The organism is Corynebacterium tuingiense, from assembly GCF_046718165.1.
GTDB lineage: Bacteria > Actinomycetota > Actinomycetes > Mycobacteriales > Mycobacteriaceae > Corynebacterium.
In genome coordinates this window covers 2315080-2335386 of sequence record NZ_CP177101.1, presented here as the reverse complement: position 1 = coordinate 2335386, position 20307 = coordinate 2315080, and the positions used below count along the sequence as shown (strand labels likewise).

Below are 20307 nucleotides of genomic sequence, written 5' to 3'. Positions count from 1 at the left end.
TATTTCTATTGAAGGGTCGATAAATCATGACGCATGAAATCGGTTTTGACCGTGAAAAATACATAGAGCTGCAGTCAAAGCACATCCAGGCCCGCCGCGAAGAAATCGGTGGAAAGCTCTATCTGGAAATGGGCGGCAAGCTTTTCGATGATATGCACGCCTCCCGCGTGCTGCCGGGCTTTACCCCGGATAACAAGATCGCCATGCTGGAGCGCATTAAAGAGGACATTGAAATCCTCCCGTGCATCAATGCCAAAGACATTGCCCGCCACAAGGTACGCGCCGATTTAGACATCCTGTATGAAGACGACCTCCTGCGCCTAGTGGACGTATTCCGCAGCCGCGGCTTCTTGGTTGAAAACATCGTCATGACCCAGGTGGAAGACGGAAATACGCAGGCAGAGGCGTTCATCGAAAAGCTTGAGCGCCTCGGCCTCAAGGTCGCCCGTCACCGCGTTATCCCTGGTTATCCCACGAATACTGACCTCATTGTCTCTGAGGATGGTTTTGGTAAGAACGAATTTGCCGAAACCTCCCGGGATTTGGTCGTTGTGACCGCCCCAGGTCCTGGTTCCGGCAAGCTCGCCACCGCACTATCGCAGGTCTACCACGAGCACCAGCGCGGCAATAACGCTGGTTATGCCAAGTTTGAGACCTTCCCCATCTGGAATCTTCCCCTCGAGCACCCGGTCAACCTCGCCTATGAGGCCGCCACCGTGGACTTGAACGATTCCAATATTATTGACCACTTCCACTTGAGCGCCCACGGCGAATCCACGGTGAACTACAACCGCGATGTCGAAGCCTTCCCGCTGTTGCGGACCCTGCTGGAAAAGCTCACTGGTACCACCCCGTATGAATCGCCCACGGACATGGGCGTGAATATGGCCGGCTACTGCATTACCGATGATGCGGTCTGCCGCGCCGCCGCGCAGCAGGAAATCATCCGCCGCTATTTCAAGGCCAAGGTAGAAGAAGCCCGCGCCGGGCTGGGCGATGAGCAGTCCGAGCGCGCCGCCGTCGTCATGGCAAAGGCCGGCATCAAAGTCGATGACCGCCCAGTGGTTGGCCCGGCCCGCAAGCGTGCGGAGGAAACCGATGGCCCCGCCTCCGCGATGCAGCTTCACGATGGCACCATCATCACCGGCCGCACCTCCCCGCTGCTGGGGTGCTCCGCGGCGATGCTACTCAATGCCCTCAAGTATTTAGCCGGCATCGATGACGAAACGCACCTGCTCTCGCCGGAGTCGATAGAGCCAATCCAAACGCTGAAGACGAAGCACCTGGGATCTTCCAACCCACGCTTGCACACCGATGAGGTGCTCATCGCGCTATCCGTATCCGCCGCGAAGGACGAGGATGCGCGCAAGGCGCTGGAGCAGATCAAGGAGCTCGCCGGCTGCGACGTCCACACCACCACCATCCTGGGCTCGGTGGATGAGGGAATCTTCCGCAACCTTGGCGTGCTCGTGACCTCGGATCCGGCCTTCGCCCGCAAGAAGGCGCTGTACCAGAAGCGCTAAGGAATTGGGGATCTTTCCGGTAGCGGGCCTAAGATTATGGGCGTGACTATCGGCAAAGTTCTCCTGTATTACTGCTTTACCCCCATCGAGGATCCGACCGCCGTCATGCTGTGGCAGCGCACCCTGTGCGAGTCCTTGGGCTTGAAGGGTCGCATCCTCATTTCGGAGCACGGTATCAATGGCACCGTTGGCGGCGACATGGATGCCTGCAAGCGCTACGTGCGCCAAACCCGTGAATACCCGGGCTTTAAGCGCATGCAGTTCAAGTGGTCCGATGGCGGAGCCGAGGATTTCCCGCGCCTATCGGTCAAGGTGCGCGATGAAATCGTGGCCTTTGGCGCGCCGGGCGAGCTGAAGGTAGATGAAAACGGCGTCGTCGGCGGCGGCACGCACCTCAAGCCGGAAGAGGTCAACAAGCTGGTAGAAGAGCGCGGCGATGAGGTGGTCTTCTTCGATGGCCGCAATGCCATGGAAGCAGAGATTGGCAAGTTCAAAAATGCCGTCGTGCCGGATGTGCGCACCACCCATGACTTCATTGAGGAACTGGAATCCGGCAAATATGACTGGATGAAGGACAAGCCTGTCGTCTCCTATTGCACCGGCGGCATCCGGTGCGAGGTCCTTTCCTCTCTAATGAAGAACCGTGGCTTCAACGAGATCTACCAAATCGATGGCGGCATCGTGCGCTACGGCGAAAAGTACGGCAATGATGGGCTGTGGGAAGGCTCCATGTACGTCTTTGACAAGCGCATGCACCAGGAATTTGGCCAAGGACTAGAGGATCCAGGCTTTATCCAATTGGGCCACTGCGTGCACTGTGGCAAGGGAACTAATACCTTTCACAACTGCATTAATGAGGACACGTGCCGCCAGCAGGTGCTCATCTGTGATGACTGCATCCAAAATGTGGAAACCCAGCATTGCGGGAGGCCGGATTGTGAGGAAGTGGCCCTTCGCCTTGCCAGCTAGCTTGGACAGCTAGGTGCGGGGTTAGCGCACCAATAGCAGCTGAATATCGCTAATGGCCCAGATCATGAAGTTGAAGGCCACCACCCAAAAGATCGCCATCCAGCTGCGCCAGCGCAGGTAGCGGCGCAGCTTGCGCACCATAATGATCGCGCAGCCAATCATGCCCAGCAGTGGGATGATCATGGTGGAAATGGCAAAGAAGTTTCTTTGGCCCTCGGTACACAGCCAGCTTGCGGTGCCATCCTCGCACAGTGGGCCGCCGCTAAGGCGCGAAAAGAGCGCGACGCCGAAGCCGTACAGCGCGGAGATGACCAGCACGGACACCATGTACCAGATGGCTTGCCGCGTGGAGCGCCGGTTGGCGGCGGCTACCTCGACGGGATCGGGCTCGTCTGCCAAATCATCGAAGCTTTGCGGCTCAGGCCGACGCAGGTTGGCATAATCGGCGTCGGTCGTCAGATCGTTTTCGGGGTGCTCTGGGCGCGAGCTCATACATTAAAGCCTAGTCGGTCGCGGGGTGAATGAGTACCGGTACGCGAATATGAGGGAGCAACTCGGTTGCGGTAGAGCCCAAAAAGACCCGCGCGATGGGACCTTGTGGGGCAGAGGCCATCAACATTAGATCGCCCTTTTTCCACTTAAGCGAATCAACCGCACCGGACCACCCGGCCCCGGAGCCGATCTCGGAGGAGACCTCGAGCTCGGGGAAGGAATCTTGGATGTGGTCGCGAGCCCGGTCGAGCATGGCCAATGAATCCTCGTGCCACTCCGCGGTGAGCTTGAGCGCAATATCGCTTTTATCCTTCGACGGGGAATGCAACAGGTCATCCGCCGAGAAGGCCAAGATGCGCAGGGGCAGATCCCAGCGATCTGCCAGCGCGGCTGCGCCCAATAATTCCCTATCAGCACGGTCACCGCGCTCTGTAATGACAAAATTAAAGCGGGTCACACCGTGTTTCGACAACTTGGCCTTGCGGGGGATAAGCCCTAAGGATTGCGGCGAGTAGTGCAGGAGGGTATCCGCAGTTGAGCCGGGGAAAAAGCGGCCCTTGGGCGCGGCTTGGTTAGGGCCTAACAGGATAATATCGGCCTGAAAATCTTGGGCCATTTCAGTAAGAAGCTGGGGGCGAGAGGGGCCATCGACAAGCACGGAGGGCGTATCGTCCCAGTACTTTTCCGGGATACCTGCCTCCGTCAGGGCCGCAGCGGTGGCTGTCACGCATGCTTGCTTCTGCTCTTTGAACCACTTCTTGTATTTCCCGCCCAGCTTGGACAAAGACGTCGTGGTCCAGGGCTGGAAAACCGTGGAAATAACGCGCACCTTTATCACCGCGGTGCGCGATAACCATGCGGCGAAGTCGAGGGGTTCCGTACCGGAAGAGGAAGGACTCCAAGAAATGAGGATGCGCAACGGCTCTTTGGCCGAGCCTTTATGCAGGGTCGGCAGCAGCGGTTGTTTAGATTTTTTGCCCATAGAATGAATATGTATGCGAAAGTTTAATGAGTACTAAGGCTCATTATCGTCTGTTGTGGCCGCAAAACTAAAATTGCACGCCGCCGCAAGCTTGCTATTCGCTATCCATGGTGGGGCGGTAGACATCCGCAAGCTTGGAAATGACCGCACCCATCTCGCGGGCGGTGGCCAAGTCCTCGGGCTCGAGCCACCGCATAATCTCCGCAAGGGCGGCGGCGCGTTGGCCGGAAACTATGGCCAATTCGGACTCGCCCAGCTGGGTGAGCGCAACCAGCACCCCGCGGCGATCTTCCTCATCGCGGTGGCGTTCCACGAATCCGCGGCGCTCTAGTTGGTAGAGCGCGTTGGACGCAGTGGGCATGCGGATGAGCTCCGCCTGGGCGATAGTGGATACGCGGGAAGGCCCGCGCAAGCGCAACTGGTTCATGATGGAGACCTGCGAGGTAGTCAACGATGAACCCTCTGCGGTGCGCTGGAAAATAAGAATTAACTTATTGAGCGCCGGTTGGATATCCCGCGCTACCTCTACCGCGTCCTCGTATTCGGACGGGGACTTCGTTGGGGCCGTCTCATCATGATGTTGCGTCATAGAACTAAATTCTATCGTGCACTACCGCCTAGCGGTAGTATCGCGACGAAAAAATTAGCTTCCCTTAATAAAATCTTCCAGCTCGTTGCGCGCGACATCGTCGGCCTTCTGTACTGGAGGGGACTTCATCAGGTAGGAGGAAGCGGAAAGTACTGGACCGGCAACCTTGCGGTCCAAGGCGATCTTGGCGGCGCGGACGGCATCGATAATAATGCCGGCGGAGTTAGGGGAGTCCCAGACCTCGAGTTTGTACTCCAGGTTCAGCGGAACCTCGCCGAATGCGGAACCCTCCAAGCGGACATAAGCCCACTTGCGGTCATCCAGCCATTCCACATAGTCCGATGGGCCGATGTGGACATTGCGGTCTGCGCGCTTGCCAGCGATAGGGGAGTTGTGCACGTTGGAGGTCACGGACTGGGTCTTGGAAATCTTCTTAGACTCAAGGCGCTCGCGCTCCAGCATGTTCTTGAAGTCCATGTTGCCGCCCACGTTGAGCTGCATCGTGCGGTCCAGGCGTACGCCGCGGTCTTCAAAAAGCTTCGCCATAACGCGGTGGGTAATGGTTGCGCCAACCTGGGACTTGATGTCATCGCCCACGATGGGCAGACCGGCGTCCTCAAACTTCTTGGCCCACTCTGGGTCAGAAGCAATGAAGACCGGCAGGGCGTTGACGAATGCGCAACCGGCATCGATAGCGGCCTGAGCGTAGAACTTATCCGCCTCTTCGGAACCAACCGGCAGGTAAGAAACAACAACCTCGGCACCCGCTTCGCGGAGGGCAGCTGCGACATCGGCAGGAGCTTCATCCGATTCCGTAATGGATTCCTGGTAGTAACGGCCCAGGCCATCCATGGTGGGGCCACGCTTAACGGTGACCCCGAGGTCTGGGACGTCTGCGATGGTGATGGTGCAGTTGCGGGAGCTGCGGGTAGCCTCCGCAAGATCCTTGCCCACCTTGTCTCCATCGACGTCGAAGGCCGCGACGAACTCAATATCGCCGACGTGGTAGGGCCCGAACTGCGTGTGCATCAGGCCAGGAATATTTTCCTCTGCTGCGGCGTTGCGATAAAACTCCACGCCCTGAATAAGGGACGTGGCGCAGTTGCCGACGCCGACGATGGCGACCTTTACTTTGTCAGACACACTATGCTCCTTTATAAATTCGTTGCTGTGTGGTGCCTGCGCAACGTTAGGCCAGAAATTATGCCTGGTGGTAGCACGACGGCATATGGATCGATCAAGAAGAGGAAATTAAGATAATGCGGGTGAATTCCGTTGCCTTTAAGCACGAGCTTTCTCACGAATGGGAGCGCACCCAACACGTCCGCGAATACCGCGCCGGGCACTTGGGGCGCGATGAGGTGTGCGATGCGGACTTCCTCCTCCGGGCCGCCGCCGAGCACCACGGCCGCACCATGGATAAACCCTGCCCGGTCTGCGGGAAGAACCTGCGCCTGACCCGGTGGGTGTACGGCGAGAGCCTAGGCCGGCGCGCCGGGAGCGCCCGCAGCGAAGAAGAAATAGCGGAACTTGTCGGTGAAGGCCTGGAGTTTACCGTGCATGAGGTGGAGGTCTGCAGACACTGCCGGTGGAATCATTTGTTGCGTTCTGCAACGGCTTTTAACGCGTGTTAGTTTTCGACGCACCGCCTTAGGCAGTAAGCTGCAATTATTTAGTTTGTTACCAGGGATGAATGAGGACACGAATCAGTGACCGAGAAGGAATCTACTGGCGAGTCCACTAAGGTGGACCGCCGTAAAGAAGGCGAAGAACCCAAAAAGCGCCGCATTTGGCCGTGGGTCGTTGTGGCTCTCCTAGTGGTTTTTGTGGCACTGCCTGCAGGCCTTTTTGGCTATGCCTATTCGCAATACACCGTTCCGGAGCCTAAAGAGCTGGCCAATAACCAGGTCTCTACCATCTATGCCTCCGATAACGATACCCAGCTGGCGCGTTTGGTACCGCCGGAAGGCAACCGCACGCACGTGACCTTGGATGAAGTACCCGTCTTTGTCCAGGACTCCGTGCTCGCCGCTGAGGACCGCGACTTCTGGGAAAACTCCGGCTTTTCCTTCACCGGTTTGGGCCGCGCGGTACTGGGTAAGGTCACCGGCAATGACACCGCCGGTGGTGGTTCCACGATTACCCAGCAGTACGTGAAAAACACCCTGGTGGGCAACGAATACTCCTACGTTCGTAAGGCGCGCGAGCTCATCTACTCCATCAAGATGACCAATGAGTGGGAAAAAGAAGACATCCTCAACGCCTACCTGAATACGGTCTACTTTGGCCGCAATGCCTACGGCATCCAGGCTGCATCTAATGCCTATTTTGATAAGGACGCCAAGGACCTCACCCCTGAGGAAGGCGCCATGCTCGCCGGCCTTATCCAGTCGCCTTCTGGCCTAGATCCGCGCGTGAACCAGGAAGGCTCCGAAAACCGGTGGAACTACGTGCTGGACGGCCTCGTGGACATGGGCGATCTCAGTAAGGAAGAGCGCGATGGAATGGTCTTCCCGGAGACCCGCGACCCGGCTGAGTATTCGGCATATACGGAAGCCCCGGGTGCCAATGGCCACATTAAGGACCAGGTCATCCGCGAGCTTGAAGAGGTGGGAATTACGGAAAATCAGGTCTCTACCGGCGGCCTGCGCATTACCACCACCATCGATATGAACGTGCAAAACAATACGGTGCAGGCAGTCGATGACCAGCTGGCGCCGCTACAAGAGGATGCCCGCGCAGCTTCTGTAACCATTGACCCGAAGACGGGTGCGGTGCGCGGATACTTTGGCGGGCATGATTCCAACGGTTGGGATTACGCCAACTCCCCGTTGCAGACCGGTTCGACCTTCAAAATTATGGCGCTTGCCGCTGCACTGCAGCAGGGCATTAGCTTGGATACCAACTACTCCTCGGCGCCGTACCAGCTGCCGGGCTCCGATCTGGTCACCAACGTGGGCGGCGGCTGTGGCGTGTGCGACCTGCGCGAGGCCACCAAGCAATCCCTGAACACCTCTTATTTGCGCCTGCAGAGCGATCTGAAGAACGGTACCCAGGACACCGCGGATATGGCCCACGCTTTGGGCGTTGCCCGCTCGCTGCCGGGCATCGAAAAGACGCTGAATGAAAACGGCAAGCAGCCTTTCGAAGGTGTGGTCTTGGGCCAGTACCAGTCCCGTCCATTGGACATGGCAACCGCGATGTCTACTCTTGCGAACCAGGGTGTCTGGCACAACCCGCACTTTGTGCAGCGCGTAGAAAATGCCGCAGGGGAAGTTCTGTATGAACACCCAGACGGTGAGGGCGAGCGCCGCGTTTCCGCCAATGTGGCCAATAACGTCCTTGAGGCCATGGGGCCAGTGGCGGCATGGTCCAACGGCTCGCTGGCGGGCGGACGTGCTTCGGCATCTAAGACCGGTACGACCCAGCTCGGTGATTCGGGAACTAATAAGGATGCATGGATGGTTGGTGCCACCCCGCAGCTTGCCACCGCCGTGTGGGTAGGTACGGCCGATAACACCTCTGCCATTTTCGACCAGTATGGCGGCATCATGTACGGCGCTGGCGCACCGACGAAGATCTGGAAGTCCGTGTTGGATAACTCCTTGGCGGACCAGGAATTCCAGCAATTCCCCACTGCTTACCCGGTGCGCTTCGGCACGGTTTCTGCCGGCGGCGGCGCTCCGGCCTATAACCCAGGTGGTAGCGCCGGCGGGCAAAGCCCCCAGAACTACACTGGTCCAGCGCAAAATGGCGCCCCTGAAGAAGAGACCAGCCCAGCACCTGCGGAAAGCCCGGATGCGGGTCGCGATGCCCCGTCGCAGCAGTCGGAGAACCAGGGAGGCAATAATGGAAACGGCGGCAATAGGGGAAATGGCGGCGGCAATAACGAGCCAGCCCCACCCGAAGCTCCGTCATTAGATGACATCCTTGACCGCGAAGGCGGCCTGGCTGACCTCTTAGGCTAAGCAAGGAGCGGTACGCGTGAGCCAAGACCAGCGCTTGTCCGCCGCAGACGAACCAATGGCGCGAGGCGTCATAGAGTTCTTGGGCGGGCCGAGGGGACGCTTTGCCCGGGATAGCCGCGCGCAGTGGTGGACCCCGCTGCGCGCGCTCATCGCGGTAGCCTGGATTTTCTTGGCCGGTGGGTTCTTATCCAAGGCAAATTGCGCCGCTGGTACTCGCGGCGAAGACGGCACCATCAATCTTGATTGGTCCGCTAACCGCCAGTACACCTCTTTTTGCTATAACGACATCGTCCCGCTTTATGAAGGCCGCGGATTAGATCAACCGGGCTTTCCCTACGCCTTTTCCTGGCAGGAAGATGGCCTGACCCGCTACATGGAATACCCGGTATTGGCGGGGATGTTCCAGGGTCTGATGGGCTGGATTGCGCGCCATACCTATGGGCTCGTGGAATGGGCTGGGGTGCCCGCCGCTGGCTGGTACTTTGGGCTCACCGCCATGGTCATGGCCTGCATCTGGGTCGGCGTCATCTACATGGTTTACCTCTTGGTGGGAAACCGCACGTGGGACACCATCCTGGTAGCCGCCAGCCCGTTGATTATCATCCATGCCTTTAGCAATTGGGATATACCTGCCATCGCCTTTGCCGTTGGCGCGCTACTGGCCATTAGCCGCCACCGCCCTTGGCTCGCCGGCATCCTCATCGGCCTTGGAACCGCATTCAAATTATGGCCGGTATTTCTGCTCGGTGCGTTTTTCGTCCTTGCCTGGCGCAGTCGCCGCTGGGACGCTTTTGCCAAGGTCGCCGTCGCTACGGCTGCCGCTTGGTTCGTGGTCAACCTTCCCGTTGCCTTGAAATACCCGGACGCTTGGGCGGAATTTTTCCGCCTGAACCAGGAACGCGGCGCGGAATGGACCACCCTGTATGCGCTGATTAGCCGGAATCTGGACATTTCTTTCAGCCAGGACTTTTTGAATACTTTCTCGCTCGTGGCATTCATCTTCTTGTGCGCCGGCATTGCCTTGGCCGGCTGGCGCAGCCCGCTTACCCCGCGGGTAGCGGAGTTGGTCTTCCTCATCGTCGCGGCCTTCCTGCTGGTCAATAAGGTTTGGTCCCCGCAGTATTCGCTCTGGCTCCTAGTTCCAGCGGCCTTGGCCGTGCCGCGTTGGCGGTTGGTTTTGGGCTGGGCGCTTGCCGATGCCCTCGTATGGCCCCTGCTCATGTGGCATATGCTGGGCATCGATAATAAGGGTATTCCACACGAGCTCTTGGACGTGGCGATCCTTGTGCGCGATGGATTCATCATTGCCATGGCGGTTATTGTGCTGCGGCAAATGTGGAATAAAACGGAAGATAAAGTGCGTGCGGCGCATACGGGCCGCGACCCAGTGGCGGGAGTATTTCAATGATTGTGACCATAATCGGCATGGTGTCGATCTTGTTGGGCTTTATCTGCGTTATGGCGGCCTTTTGGCTGTTTCATAACAGGGAAGATAAGCGCGGGCCCATCATCTTGGGCATCCTTGCCATTGTTTTTCTCACCATCATTCCCGCGACGTGTGCTATCTTTTTTGCCTCCACTACGACGGGATAGATTTCTTTTCGCCGGTCATTTGCGGTACTGTGGTGGGGTTGCTTGACGCAACGTACCCTCCTGCTGCATCCGCAAAGGTGATGCAGCCGAAAACGACTAGACCATAGGAGGTGATGAGGTCCGTGCGTCACTACGAAGTCATGATCATTCTGGATCCTAATCAGGATGAGCGCACCGTAACCCCGTCCCTAGATAAGTACCTCGACATCGTCCGCAAGGACGGCGGCAAGGTTGAGAACCTCGATGTATGGGGCAAGCGTCGCCTTGCATACCCCATCGAGAAGAAGGAAGAGGGCATTTACGCCGTCGTTAACCTGGAGTGCGAGCACCCTTCGGTTTCCGAGCTCGACCGTCGCCTGAACCTGAACGACACCATCCTGCGTACCAAGGTTCTGCGCACCGACAGCAAGTAGCGGATACTGGGATCAAGCACAATCCACGTAACCGATAAGGAGTAAAGACATGGCACAGGGAGATACCAATATTACGGTGGTGGGCAACATAGTTGCTGACCCCGAGCTTCGCTTCACCCCAGCGGGTGCGGCGGTAGCTAACTTCCGCGTCGCCTCCACGCCTCGTCGCTATAATTCGCAGACGAACCAGTGGGAAGACGGCGAAGCTATGTTCCTGACCTGCAACGTATGGCGCCAGGCGGCGGAGAACGTCGCTGAGACCCTGAGCAAGGGCATGCGCATCATCGTTACCGGCCGCTTGAAGCAGCGTTCCTTCCAGACCCGCGAGGGTGAAAACCGCACTGTATTTGAGATCGACGTCGATGAGGTCGGTCCGTCGCTCCGCTACGCCACCGCACAGGTAAACCGCAATCCCCGTGAGGGCGGCGGCAACTTTGGCGGCGGCGGTCAGCAGCAGCGCTCGAATAACAATAATCAGGGCGGCTTTGGAGGCCAGCAACAGCAGCAGTCGCAGCAGCAGAACCAGGCTCCTGCAGAGGATCCGTGGAACTCCGCACCGCCAGCAGGCGGCTTCGGAGGCGCTGATTCTGAACCCCCGTTCTAAGTCTGTCACCCGCAACTATTCAACTAACTCAATTGAAAGGCAGGGATCATGAAGCTGATCCTCACCGCTGCCGTTGAGAACCTCGGCGCCGCTGGCGAAATTGTTGAGGTTAAGGACGGCTACGGACGTAACTACCTGCTTCCCCGCGGCTTGGCCATCGTGGCTTCCCGCGGCGCTGAGAAGCAGATTGAGGGCATCAAGCGCGCCCAGGAAGCTCGCGAAATTCGCGACCTGGACCACGCACGCGAGGTCCGCAACCAGCTTGAGCAGCTGACGAACGTTGAGGTCAAGGTTAAGACCTCCACTTCCGGAAAGCTCTTCGGTTCCGTTAACGCAGAAGACATTGTCAAGGCCGTCTCCAAGGCCGGTGGCCCTAACTTGGATAAGCGTATCGTTGATATGCCCAAGGGCCTGGTCAAGAAGACCGGCAACTACCAGGTCGAGCTGAAGCTGCACGCTGACGTGCTCGGCAAGGTGAACTTCTCGGTCGTCGCTGCTTAAGCAGCGCTCGACGGTCCACAGACCCAAAGACAACAGCACGGCTTAAGGCCCCAAGAATTCTCTATGTGAGGTGGAGAATTCCTGGGGCCTTTTGCCTACCCAACTGGCCTGTGGATAACTGTGAAAATCTGTGGATGAATGTGGAATTCGGCGTTCTTTCCCACCAAGATTTTTACTTGCCTTACCCGCTGGTCACAGGCCATATTCCACTATCATGTGGTAATTTTCACACCTGTAAATAGCTCCCTGACCAGCAGTTATTATCGCCGCAGGTCAGAAAGGTGGCAAGTTATCCACAGTTGTGACCTCGGTAAATGGAAAGCGATGATTGGACTACCTGGTAATTCCACAAGTCCCTGTGGATAACTGTGGAAGTTATACCCAGGCGGGTAGTGTCCGGGCGCTGGTCTACACTTGGACAGCGTTACACAAGGTCGCTTCACGTACACCAAGGGGGACACATGACCAACGCGAGCTTTGATGATGAACAGCTTCCGTCGGAACCACCGGCGCCGGATAATGCCATAGCGCGCCGGCCGCGGTACCAACAGGATCAACCGCAGCGCTACGAGGAGTATCGCCAGCCGCCATCGGACCGGGAGGCGGAGCAGGGCGTATTGGGTGCAATGCTGCTCAGCCCCAATACGGTCATGGAGGTAATTGAAGAGCTCGAACCCGATGACTTCTATTATCCGGCCCACGCCTTAATTTATGGCGCGATGCTGGACCTCTACGCGGCGGGGCAAGACATCGACCCCCTTATCCTTTCCTCGCGGCTGGATAGGTTTAATAACCTCGAACGCGTTGGTGGTGCGCCCTACTTACACACCCTTTTGGCTACGGTTCCTACCGCGGCCAATGCCCGCTATTACGCGGAAATCGTGGCGGAAAAGGCCGTCCTGCGCCGGCTTGTGGATGCCGGTACGCGCGTGGTCCAACTGGGATTTTCTGGCACAGAGGATGCCGAGATCGAATCGGTGATCGACCGAGCCCAGCAGGAAGTATTTGCCATCGCCCAGCGCAAGACCGCTGAGGACTACCGCGTGCTGGGTGATCTGATTGATCCCACCATTGATGAGTTGGCGGCGCTACAGCAGGCGGGCGGCGTTGAATTGGGCGTGCCCACAGGCTTCATTGACTTGGATAAGCTCACCAATGGCTTGCACGCAGGCCAGATGATCATCGTGGCGGCGCGACCCGGTGTGGGTAAGTCCACGCTAGCGATGGATTTCATTCGCTCGTGCTCTCTGCAGCACGGCAAGTCCTCCGTCATTTTTTCCTTGGAAATGTCAGCCTCGGAGATCGTGATGCGCCTGCTCTCCGCGGAATCTGAGGTCAAGCTCACCGATATGCGCAGTGGTGGCGTCTCCACGGAGGATTGGGCGAAGATCGATGACACGCTTAACCGCATTCAAGATGCGCCGCTATTCATTGATGATTCCCCGAACCTCACGATGATGGAGATCCGTTCGAAAGCCCGCCGGCTCAAGCAGCAGCATGGCCTCGACCTCATTGTTTTGGACTATCTCCAGCTGATGTCTTCGGGTAAAAAGGTGGAGTCGCGCCAGCAAGAGGTCTCGGAGTTCTCGCGCCAGCTCAAGCTATTGGCCAAGGAACTTGAGGTGCCGGTGATTGCCATTTCGCAGCTGAACCGTGGACCTGAAGCCCGTAATGACAAGAAGCCGCAATTGGCTGACCTGCGTGAGTCCGGTTCCTTGGAGCAGGACGCCGATATGGTGATGCTGCTGTACCGCCCAGACTCGCAAGACCGCGATAACGAGCGAGCCGGAGAAGCGGATATTATTTTGGCCAAGCACCGCGGCGGGCCTATTGACACGGTTCAGGTGGCCCACCAGCTGCACTACTCCAAGTTCGTCAACATGGCGCACGGATAAAGGGCTTATAGGTCCACGACGGCGGCGGGATCCCCTAAGCGGGGACCCAGAATTACCAGCACGATAAAGACCGCGGCCGCGGCTAGGGAAAGCCACCGCCATACCGGGAAGAAGCGTTGGCCGCACCAGTAGGCGATCGCTGCACCGATGAGCGCGCCGAGGGTATTAAACAGCAGATCGTCGATATCCGTGCGGCCCAGCGCGAAGGCATATTGGGCCGTCTCCAGGGTTAAACTCAGCGCGAATCCCCAGGCAGCCGATACCTTCACGGAACGGCACAGCGTGAATATCAAAAGCCCGAAGGGGATGAAGAAGGCGGTATTGCCGGCGTATTCGAAAAGCGGCGCAAACCAACTATTACCGGAAAATTCATCGAGGGGAACTAAATGGAGCTCGCGGACGCGCTGGTTTTCGGGCTTCCACAGGTAACCAATCTGGAAGAAAGCTTTCAGGGTGGTCAGCGCCACCATGACGCCAATCCACGCGCTAAGGGCTAATTTATCGAGCAAGGGCCTCACCCTTAAGCTCAGGCAAAGTAAATGCAGCTGTGGCGGCGATGGCGAAGGCAGCCGCAAAGAGCACGAAAAGGAATCCAGCGCCGGTCGCCGCGATGAGTGGCGGCACAACGAGCGGTGCGACGATGGAGGCGATGCGACCAAAACCGGCGGCGGCACCTGTACCGCGACCGCGCAGCGCGGTGGGGTAGAGCTCCGGACCAATCGCATAAAGAGCACCCCAGGCGCCGAGGTTGAAGAAGGACAACAGGCACCCGGCGATGATGATGAATACTTCGGAGCTTGCGGTGCCATAGAGCCCGGCCGAGACGGCGGAGCCGACCAAGAACACGGCGAGGGTGACTCGCCGGCCCCAGACCTCAATGAGCCAGGCGGCGGTGGCGTAGCCCGGTAGCTGTGCCAAGGTAATGATGAGGGTGAAGCTGAAAGATTTTACAAGCGAGAAACCATCGGCCACCAGCAGGGACGGGATCCAGATGAAGGCGCCGTAACAGGAGAAATTGACGCAAAACCAAATGGTCCAGAGCGCCGCCGTGCGGCGGCGCAGGCCCGGCCCCCAAATGGAGGTCTCGGTGGAGGCGGTGGGTTCCGGGTGGGCATCGTCAAGCGGCTGGCCCGCGGCGGCCTCTTCGAAGGACGCCACAATCTCTTCGGCCTCCTCGTGGCGGCCCTTGGATTCGAGGAAGCGCACCGATTCCGGCAAGCCGAGGCGCACGTAAACCGAATAAGCGGCGGGGATGAGCCCCACGGCAAAGCCCCAGCGCCAGCCGTTTTCGCCGGAGCCCACGATGAAGGTGCCGATGAGTGCGGCAAGGATCCAGCCGAGCGCCCAGAAGGCCTCGAGGAGGACCACCATGCGCCCGCGGATGCGGCGCGGCGAGAACTCGGAGATGAGCGTGGAGGCGACCGGTAGCTCCGCGCCCAAGCCCAGCCCGACGATGAAGCGGAAGATGATAAGCATGGTCAGCCCACCGGCCAGGGCGGAAGCGCCGGTGGCCAGGCCATAGACCAAGAGGGTGAGGGAGAAGACGTGGCGGCGGCCGTATTTATCCGCAAGGAGCCCGCCAAATGCGGCGCCCAGCGCCATACCGAGGAAGCCAGCGGAAGCGAGCCAGGAGGTTTGGGTGCTGCTCAAATCCCAATGCACGGCCAAGGCGGCCATGATAAAGGAAATGAGCCCCACATCCATAGCATCGAGCGCCCACCCTAGGCCAGAGCCTAGGAGCAGGCGCTTGTGTTTGCTGGTGACCGGGAGCCGGTCTAATCGTTCATTGCGGCTGAGCATGCGCTAATCATAGCGCTGGCTAGAAAATTTCCGGAGACGCAGGGAATTAGAGACGACGAATACGGAGCTCAATGCCATGGCAATGCCGGCAAATAGCGGGTTGAGCAGGCCAAAGGCAGCCACGGGGATGAGAATAATATTGTAGGCAAAGGCCCAGAACAGGTTGCCCTTAATGATCTGCAGCGTGCGGCGGGACAGGCGAATGGCATCGGCTGCGGACCGCAGGTCCCCATTCATCAAGGTGATATCGGAGGCCTCGATGGCAACGTCGGTACCGGCGCCCATCGCCAAGCCAAGGTCCGCTTGGGCCAAGGCCGCGGCATCGTTGACGCCGTCACCAACCATCGCCACATTGTGTCCCTCGGACTGCAGCTTCTTGATGACGTCGACCTTTTCCTCCGGAATCACGCCGGCCGTAACCTCGGTAATGCCAACTTCCTCGGCCACGCGCTTCGCAGCGCCCTCATTATCGCCGGTCAGCAGGTGCGGGGTCAGGCCCAGCTGCTTCATCTGCTGGACGGCCTCAGCGGAGGTGGGCTTGACGGTGTCGCGGACCTCAATGAGCCCAGCGAGCTCATCGTCGAGGTACACCGCCACCGGGGTAGCACCCGCGGCCTCTGCCTCGCGGAAGGCCTCAGCGTACTGGCCTAGGTCTCCATGCGGCTTGCCGACGCCCACGCGCACCCCATCCACCGTTGCTTCCACGCCAGCGGTGCTAGTGGAAAAATCGGTACCGGGCTCCACGTCGCGCTCACGGGCAATGGCCTGGGCGATGGGGTGCTCGGAGTTCCGTTCGACGGCGGCGGCGTACTCGAGGACATCGCCATGCACGGCCGTAACGGACATTTCCCCGGCGGTAACCGTGCCGGTCTTATCCATCACGATGGTATCGACCTGTTTGGTGGATTCAAGGATCTCCGGGCCCTTAATGAGCAGGCCCAGCTGGGCACCGCGGCCGGTGCCGACCAAGATGGCGGTCGGGGTGGCAAGGCCCAGTGCACAAGGGCAGGCGATGATCAGCACGGAGACGGCGGCGATAAACGCCGGCGCCACGCCGCCAAAGATGAGGTGTACCAGCAGCGTGAGGACGGAAATCCCGATGACTACCGGCACGAAGACCTGCGCGATGCGGTCCACCAGGCGCTGCACGGGAGCCTTGGAGGCCTGTGCGTTGGTAACCAAGGTGGCCATTTGGGAAAGAACCGTGTCCTCGCCCACCTGGGTGGCCTTGACCTCCAACTTGCCGGAAGCGTTAATGGTGGCGCCGGTAACGGTATCGCCCACGCCCACTTCTTCCGGGACGGACTCACCGGTGATCATGGAGGCATCCACGGCAGAATTGCCGGAGACGACCTCACCGTCGGTGGCAATCTTTTCGCCTGGCCGCACGACGAAGACATCGCCCACCTGCAATTGAGAGATGGGGATGCGCGATTCCTTGCCATCGCGCAGCACGGAGGCTTCCTTCGCGCCCATGGATAAAAGGGTGCGCAGCGCCTCAGAAGACTGCCCCTTGGCCTTGACCTCGAACCAGCGGCCGAGGAGCAGGAAGGTAATGACCATTCCCACAGATTCAAAGTAGATATGGTCCATGTCGGCGGAGCTGGAGGACCACGACATGCTCATGGTCATACCGGGCTCGCCGGCGTTGCCAAAGAAGAGTGCGTACAGGGACCATAGGTAGGCGGCCGAGGTACCCATGGAAATCAAGGTATCCATGGTGAACGAGCCGTGCTTCAGGTTGGTCCACGTCGCGGAGTGGAAGGGGGCGCCACCAAAGATGAAGACGATGGTGGCCAGCATGGCGCAGGCCCACTGCCAGTTCTGGAACTGCAGGGCAGGCGCCATGGAGACGAACATGATGGGCGCAGACAATACCGCGGAGATGATGGTGCGCCGCAGCAGGCTCTGCTGTTCTGCAGCGCGGGCATCATCAACCGGCGTGCCTTCTGCGTCTGCGTCCCCGCCCTGGTCGGCGTCATCACTGCCAGACATATCGAAGGCGCTGTATCCTGCACCTTCCACGACTTTGATCAGATCCGCGGCCGTGGACGTTTCTGGATCGAACTCAATAGAGGCGGATTCGGTGGCAAAGTTAACGCTCGCCTCCACGCCGTCTACCTTGTTGAGCTTGCGTTCTACCCGGGAAGAGCAGGACGTGCAGGTCATGCCCGAGACCCCGAGATCAACGTGTGACATAGTATTCGCCTACTTAAGGGTGTATCCGGCTTCGGCTACGGCAGCTGCTACTTGTTCATCGGTGAAATCGCTACCGGAGACAGACACGGCGCCAGTGGTGTGGTCCGCAGAAACTTCCTCAACACCGGCGATTTCGCCTACCTCTTCGCGGATGGACATTTCGCAGTGTCCGCAGCTCATTCCTTCTACGGTGTAGTTCTTCGTTGCCATGATAATCATCCTTTCTCGATTGCTTATGCTTCTATGTTATACCCCCTAGGGGTATCTGGCAAGGAAGAAATTTAGGTACGGTGGGGAATAAACCACAACGTAAAGGAGTTACAACGAGTATGGCTACTATCGACGTCACTGAAGAGAACTTTGAACAGACCGTAACCGGCGAAGGCATTACGCTTGTCGATGCCTGGGCGGACTGGTGCGGCCCATGTAAGCGCTTTGCCCCTGTCTACGAGAAGGCTTCCGAGGAGCACACCGATGCTACCTTTGCCAAGCTGGACACCGAGGCAAACCAGGGCCTTGCTTCCGCGCTGCAGATTCAGTCCATTCCTACCCTGATGATCTTCCGTGATGGGATCCTCGTATTCCGCGAGGCCGGCGCACTGCCGCCCGCAGCGTTGGAGGATCTGCTCAAGCAGGTTAAGGACCTTGATATGGCAGACGTTCGCCGCCAGGTTGAAGAGCAGAACGCACAGCAGGCATAGAATCTGAATTTTTAGAGCTTCCACGGCGCTTTCTGGTGAGTATCGCTAAACTCGCTAGAAAGCGTCTTTTTTATGACCAAAGGAGATTGTGATGGCTAACCCCTTCAGCAAGGGCTGGAAGTACGTGATGAGTTCTCTCGATCAAAAGATTGATGAGAACGCCGATCCAAAGGTCCAAATCCAGCAGGCGGTCAAGGCCGCCAAGGAACAGCACCAAGAAATCTCGGATCATGCGGCAGAGATCATCGGGCACAAGTCTCAGTTGGAAATGCAGATGAACCGCCTGGTGAAGTCCCAGCAGGATTACCAATCCCAGACCGAGCGCGCCTTGGAACTCGCAGATTCCGCTGAGGACCCACAGAAGGCGAATGAGTACAACCAAGCTGCTGAGGTAGTGGCCTCCCAGCTCGTCGCGGTGGAGCAGGAATTAGAAGACGTCAAGCAGCAGTACGCGGCTGCGGAGCAGGCGGCTGAACAAGCCAAGAACCAGCAAAAACAATCCGAGGCCCGCCTTAAGGAGCAGCTGGCGCAGGTGAACCAGCTGGAAGCGCAGGCGGATCAGGCTGCAATGCAGGAAAAGAACGCGGAAGCACTCGATTCCATGAACGAGCTCAAGCCCGATGATTCCGTGCCGAGCCTGGATTCCGTCCGCTCCAAGATTGAAAAGCGCTATGCCGATGCCCTTGGCGCACAAGAGTTGCAGCAGGCAACCGGTGGCGACCGCATGAGCGAGATTCAAGCGGCCGGCAACGACATGAAGGCCAGCGCGCGGCTAGATGCGCTGCGCGCCGATATGGCCAAGAAGAAGGAAATCGAATCCGGCGATTAATTCTCGCGGCGGATATTAATTAGCACGCCGCGAATCCCTGAGTGGAACCCATCGCGCAAGTTCACGCGCTGGGTCTCCGTCAGCGTGTATTCATGCAGGGTTTCGCAGGCGAACTGCAGCAGCGGGCGGTCGATTTCCGGTGGTAATCCGCCGCCAGACAGTAAGTGGGCTTGGTCGCGCTGCTCTGAGTTGGCGGCATTATCAAACCACCACGATGCGTACTGCTGGCCCACATCGAATGGGGACTGGAACCCGGCAGAGCTCCAGACCTCTTCTGGCAGCGGGACGTACTTCGAGCGCAGCTTGCGCCGCGGTGCCATCATTGACGGTTTCGGCGCAGGCTTTGGCGTTGCCTGATCGGTAGCCTCGGCCTCTTCGGTAGGGCCCTTCTCCGCTTCTGCAGAGGGCTTGTCCTGCTCTTCTGGGGCTGGGGTTGCGGCCTGCTGTGCGCTTTGAGGCGGTGCAGGCTTTGGGGCAGGCGCCGGCGTGGGCTTTTCCGGGGTGCCGAATGCGGTTTCCACCTCGGAGGGTTCCTCGCACTCGTCGCAGTGCTCCGCGCCTGGAAGCTCCTCTTCTGCTCCCTCTGTCTTTTGCGCTGCATCGCGCACCACTGGGGGAAGCGGGCCCTCGAGGACCTGCAGCTCCATGGAATCCGCGAAGTCCTCGCGGGGATCCAAAATGGTGGTGGAATCACACGTATGGCGCAACGCTGCGGACATGGAATCCCAGCCAAACCCGTACAGGTGCACGCGGATGCCATTGTCTACGGCGGTCTGCGCGCCGGGGATCATGTCCGCGTCGCCGCTGACCAGCACAAAGTCGGTGAACTGGTTCTTCACGGCGGCCATGACCATATCGGCCACAAGCCGGGTGTCTACGCCCTTTTGGGTGCGTCGCTCGCCCCATTCAATGAGTTGGCCCGTGCGCAATTGCACGCCCTCGCAGGTGCGAAGGGCGCGTTGGTAGCGGTGCGGACCGGTATCCGGGATTCCGTCGTACCAGTATTGGCGCTGAATCGGGTTGCCTAATTGCTCCTCGATCATTCCGCCCATGGTGCTGACCACCTCAGGCAGATCAATTTCTAGTTGCGCGCGAGCCCCCGTTTCCCAGGAGTTATAAAAGCTCGCGAGCAGGTATGAGGTATCGACAAAGACGAGTGTGCGTTCAAGCATGGCTCCTAAGTTCCGTTCTAATTGTTCTAAATTAAATTCTTTGTTACCTCCAGTGTGCCTTATTCGCCCCGAAACGT

The 20307-nt window shown here is 58.7% G+C and carries 21 protein-coding genes; 12 read left to right on the top strand and 9 right to left on the bottom strand.

The genetic code is table 11. The features are described from left to right. The first annotated feature begins 26 nt into the window (after nt 1–26). Both ACLI1T_RS11070 and ACLI1T_RS11065 read left to right on the top strand, forming a co-directional pair. Nucleotides 27–1523 (top strand): DUF1846 domain-containing protein, encoded by a 1497-nt coding sequence (locus ACLI1T_RS11070; RefSeq protein ID WP_349866223.1) that lies wholly within the window; start codon nt 27–29, stop codon nt 1521–1523. Nucleotides 1524–1565: 42 nt separating this feature from the next. After that, nucleotides 1566–2492: a rhodanese-related sulfurtransferase gene (locus ACLI1T_RS11065; RefSeq protein WP_349866221.1), complete on the top strand. Its 927-nt coding sequence runs from the start codon at nt 1566–1568 to the stop codon at nt 2490–2492. A 21-nt stretch (nt 2493–2513) separates the two neighbouring features. On the opposite strand, the gene ACLI1T_RS11060 is transcribed toward ACLI1T_RS11065, so the two are convergent. The 4 genes from ACLI1T_RS11060 to ACLI1T_RS11045 form a co-directional block, all read right to left on the bottom strand. Continuing rightward, entirely contained in the window at nt 2514–2984 is a 471-nt protein-coding gene (locus tag ACLI1T_RS11060) for a hypothetical protein (RefSeq protein WP_411702688.1), read from the bottom strand. Between the two features lie 10 nt (nt 2985–2994). After that, a complete protein-coding gene (locus ACLI1T_RS11055) occupies nt 2995–3966 on the bottom strand; it encodes a universal stress protein (protein ID WP_411702687.1) in 972 nt (323 codons plus the stop codon). Between the two features lie 94 nt (nt 3967–4060). After that, nucleotides 4061–4555 (bottom strand): MarR family winged helix-turn-helix transcriptional regulator, encoded by a 495-nt coding sequence (locus ACLI1T_RS11050; RefSeq protein ID WP_284771262.1) that lies wholly within the window; start codon nt 4553–4555, stop codon nt 4061–4063. Between the two features lie 54 nt (nt 4556–4609). After that, nucleotides 4610–5698 carry an inositol-3-phosphate synthase gene (locus ACLI1T_RS11045; RefSeq protein WP_284853885.1) on the bottom strand — a complete coding sequence of 363 codons (1089 nt, stop codon included), beginning with the start codon at nt 5696–5698 and terminating at the stop codon, nt 4610–4612. 116 nt (nt 5699–5814) lie between these two features. Here ACLI1T_RS11045 and ACLI1T_RS11040 point away from each other — a divergent pair, with 116 nt between their 5' ends. The 8 genes from ACLI1T_RS11040 to dnaB all read left to right on the top strand — a co-directional run bounded on the left by ACLI1T_RS11040 (nt 5815) and on the right by dnaB (nt 13529). Continuing rightward, nucleotides 5815–6189 carry a DUF5318 family protein gene (locus ACLI1T_RS11040; RefSeq protein WP_411702685.1) on the top strand — a complete coding sequence of 125 codons (375 nt, stop codon included), beginning with the start codon at nt 5815–5817 and terminating at the stop codon, nt 6187–6189. 75 nt (nt 6190–6264) lie between these two features. Continuing rightward, entirely contained in the window at nt 6265–8523 is a 2259-nt protein-coding gene (locus ACLI1T_RS11035; protein WP_411702684.1) for a transglycosylase domain-containing protein, read from the top strand. Between the two features lie 16 nt (nt 8524–8539). Then, on the top strand, nt 8540–9931 hold the full coding sequence (locus ACLI1T_RS11030) for a glycosyltransferase family 87 protein (protein ID WP_411702683.1): 1392 nt from the start codon (nt 8540–8542) through the stop codon (nt 9929–9931). Next, nucleotides 9928–10116 carry a hypothetical protein gene (locus ACLI1T_RS11025; protein WP_284771257.1) on the top strand — a complete coding sequence of 63 codons (189 nt, stop codon included), beginning with the start codon at nt 9928–9930 and terminating at the stop codon, nt 10114–10116. The genes ACLI1T_RS11030 and ACLI1T_RS11025 overlap by 4 nt, the downstream gene beginning before the upstream one ends. A 122-nt stretch (nt 10117–10238) precedes the next feature. After that, nucleotides 10239–10529, top strand: a complete 291-nt coding sequence (gene rpsF, locus ACLI1T_RS11020; protein WP_023016353.1) for a 30S ribosomal protein S6 — start codon at nt 10239–10241, stop codon at nt 10527–10529. 49 nt (nt 10530–10578) lie between these two features. Beyond that, a complete protein-coding gene (locus ACLI1T_RS11015; RefSeq protein ID WP_284771256.1) occupies nt 10579–11133 on the top strand; it encodes a single-stranded DNA-binding protein in 555 nt (184 codons plus the stop codon). Between the two features lie 48 nt (nt 11134–11181). Then, nucleotides 11182–11634: a 50S ribosomal protein L9 gene (gene rplI / locus ACLI1T_RS11010; RefSeq protein WP_005275797.1), complete on the top strand. Its 453-nt coding sequence runs from the start codon at nt 11182–11184 to the stop codon at nt 11632–11634. Between the two features lie 461 nt (nt 11635–12095). Then, nucleotides 12096–13529 carry a replicative DNA helicase gene (dnaB, locus tag ACLI1T_RS11005; protein WP_411702682.1) on the top strand — a complete coding sequence of 478 codons (1434 nt, stop codon included), beginning with the start codon at nt 12096–12098 and terminating at the stop codon, nt 13527–13529. A gap of 5 nt (nt 13530–13534) precedes the next feature. On the opposite strand, the gene ACLI1T_RS11000 is transcribed toward dnaB, so the two are convergent. The 4 genes from ACLI1T_RS11000 to ACLI1T_RS10985 are packed head-to-tail and all read right to left on the bottom strand — an operon-like array spanning nt 13535 to nt 17738. Beyond that, complete coding sequence (locus ACLI1T_RS11000) at nt 13535–13999, bottom strand: VanZ family protein (RefSeq protein WP_411703320.1); 465 nt, start codon at nt 13997–13999, stop codon at nt 13535–13537. A gap of 28 nt (nt 14000–14027) precedes the next feature. Then, nucleotides 14028–15329 carry an MFS transporter gene (locus ACLI1T_RS10995; RefSeq protein WP_411702681.1) on the bottom strand — a complete coding sequence of 434 codons (1302 nt, stop codon included), beginning with the start codon at nt 15327–15329 and terminating at the stop codon, nt 14028–14030. Nucleotides 15330–15332: 3 nt separating this feature from the next. Continuing rightward, nucleotides 15333–17528 (bottom strand): heavy metal translocating P-type ATPase, encoded by a 2196-nt coding sequence (locus tag ACLI1T_RS10990; protein ID WP_411702680.1) that lies wholly within the window; start codon nt 17526–17528, stop codon nt 15333–15335. A 9-nt stretch (nt 17529–17537) separates the two neighbouring features. Then, nucleotides 17538–17738, bottom strand: coding sequence for a heavy-metal-associated domain-containing protein (locus tag ACLI1T_RS10985; RefSeq protein WP_023024475.1), 201 nt, complete (start codon nt 17736–17738; stop codon nt 17538–17540). Between the two features lie 119 nt (nt 17739–17857). Between ACLI1T_RS10985 and trxA the strand changes: the two genes are divergently transcribed. Together trxA and ACLI1T_RS10975 are read left to right on the top strand one after the other, a co-directional pair. Continuing rightward, nucleotides 17858–18229, top strand: coding sequence for a thioredoxin (trxA, locus tag ACLI1T_RS10980; protein WP_023024472.1), 372 nt, complete (start codon nt 17858–17860; stop codon nt 18227–18229). Between the two features lie 91 nt (nt 18230–18320). After that, on the top strand, nt 18321–19058 hold the full coding sequence (locus ACLI1T_RS10975; RefSeq protein WP_023024470.1) for a PspA/IM30 family protein: 738 nt from the start codon (nt 18321–18323) through the stop codon (nt 19056–19058). Here ACLI1T_RS10975 and ACLI1T_RS10970 read toward each other — a convergent pair. Further along, a complete protein-coding gene (locus ACLI1T_RS10970) occupies nt 19055–20230 on the bottom strand; it encodes an NYN domain-containing protein (RefSeq protein WP_411702679.1) in 1176 nt (391 codons plus the stop codon). The genes ACLI1T_RS10975 and ACLI1T_RS10970 overlap by 4 nt on opposite strands. Nucleotides 20231–20307: the final 77 nt, after the last annotated feature.

Coding starts and splice junctions, on each gene's coding strand:
- ACLI1T_RS10985 (WP_023024475.1), bottom strand. CDS start 17,738: ATGGCAACGAAGAACTACACCGTAGAAGGAATGAGCTGCGGACACTGC.
- ACLI1T_RS11055 (WP_411702687.1), bottom strand. CDS start 3,966: ATGGGCAAAAAATCTAAACAACCGCTGCTGCCGACCCTGCATAAAGGC.
- ACLI1T_RS11040 (WP_411702685.1), top strand. CDS start 5,815: ATGCGGGTGAATTCCGTTGCCTTTAAGCACGAGCTTTCTCACGAATGG.
- ACLI1T_RS10990 (WP_411702680.1), bottom strand. CDS start 17,528: ATGTCACACGTTGATCTCGGGGTCTCGGGCATGACCTGCACGTCCTGC.
- ACLI1T_RS11050 (WP_284771262.1), bottom strand. CDS start 4,555: ATGACGCAACATCATGATGAGACGGCCCCAACGAAGTCCCCGTCCGAA.
- rplI (WP_005275797.1), top strand. CDS start 11,182: ATGAAGCTGATCCTCACCGCTGCCGTTGAGAACCTCGGCGCCGCTGGC.
- trxA (WP_023024472.1), top strand. CDS start 17,858: ATGGCTACTATCGACGTCACTGAAGAGAACTTTGAACAGACCGTAACC.
- ACLI1T_RS10975 (WP_023024470.1), top strand. CDS start 18,321: ATGGCTAACCCCTTCAGCAAGGGCTGGAAGTACGTGATGAGTTCTCTC.
- ACLI1T_RS11025 (WP_284771257.1), top strand. CDS start 9,928: ATGATTGTGACCATAATCGGCATGGTGTCGATCTTGTTGGGCTTTATC.
- ACLI1T_RS11000 (WP_411703320.1), bottom strand. CDS start 13,999: ATGGTGGCGCTGACCACCCTGAAAGCTTTCTTCCAGATTGGTTACCTG.
- ACLI1T_RS11015 (WP_284771256.1), top strand. CDS start 10,579: ATGGCACAGGGAGATACCAATATTACGGTGGTGGGCAACATAGTTGCT.
- dnaB (WP_411702682.1), top strand. CDS start 12,096: ATGACCAACGCGAGCTTTGATGATGAACAGCTTCCGTCGGAACCACCG.
- ACLI1T_RS10995 (WP_411702681.1), bottom strand. CDS start 15,329: ATGCTCAGCCGCAATGAACGATTAGACCGGCTCCCGGTCACCAGCAAA.
- ACLI1T_RS11060 (WP_411702688.1), bottom strand. CDS start 2,984: ATGAGCTCGCGCCCAGAGCACCCCGAAAACGATCTGACGACCGACGCC.
- ACLI1T_RS10970 (WP_411702679.1), bottom strand. CDS start 20,230: ATGCTTGAACGCACACTCGTCTTTGTCGATACCTCATACCTGCTCGCG.
- ACLI1T_RS11070 (WP_349866223.1), top strand. CDS start 27: ATGACGCATGAAATCGGTTTTGACCGTGAAAAATACATAGAGCTGCAG.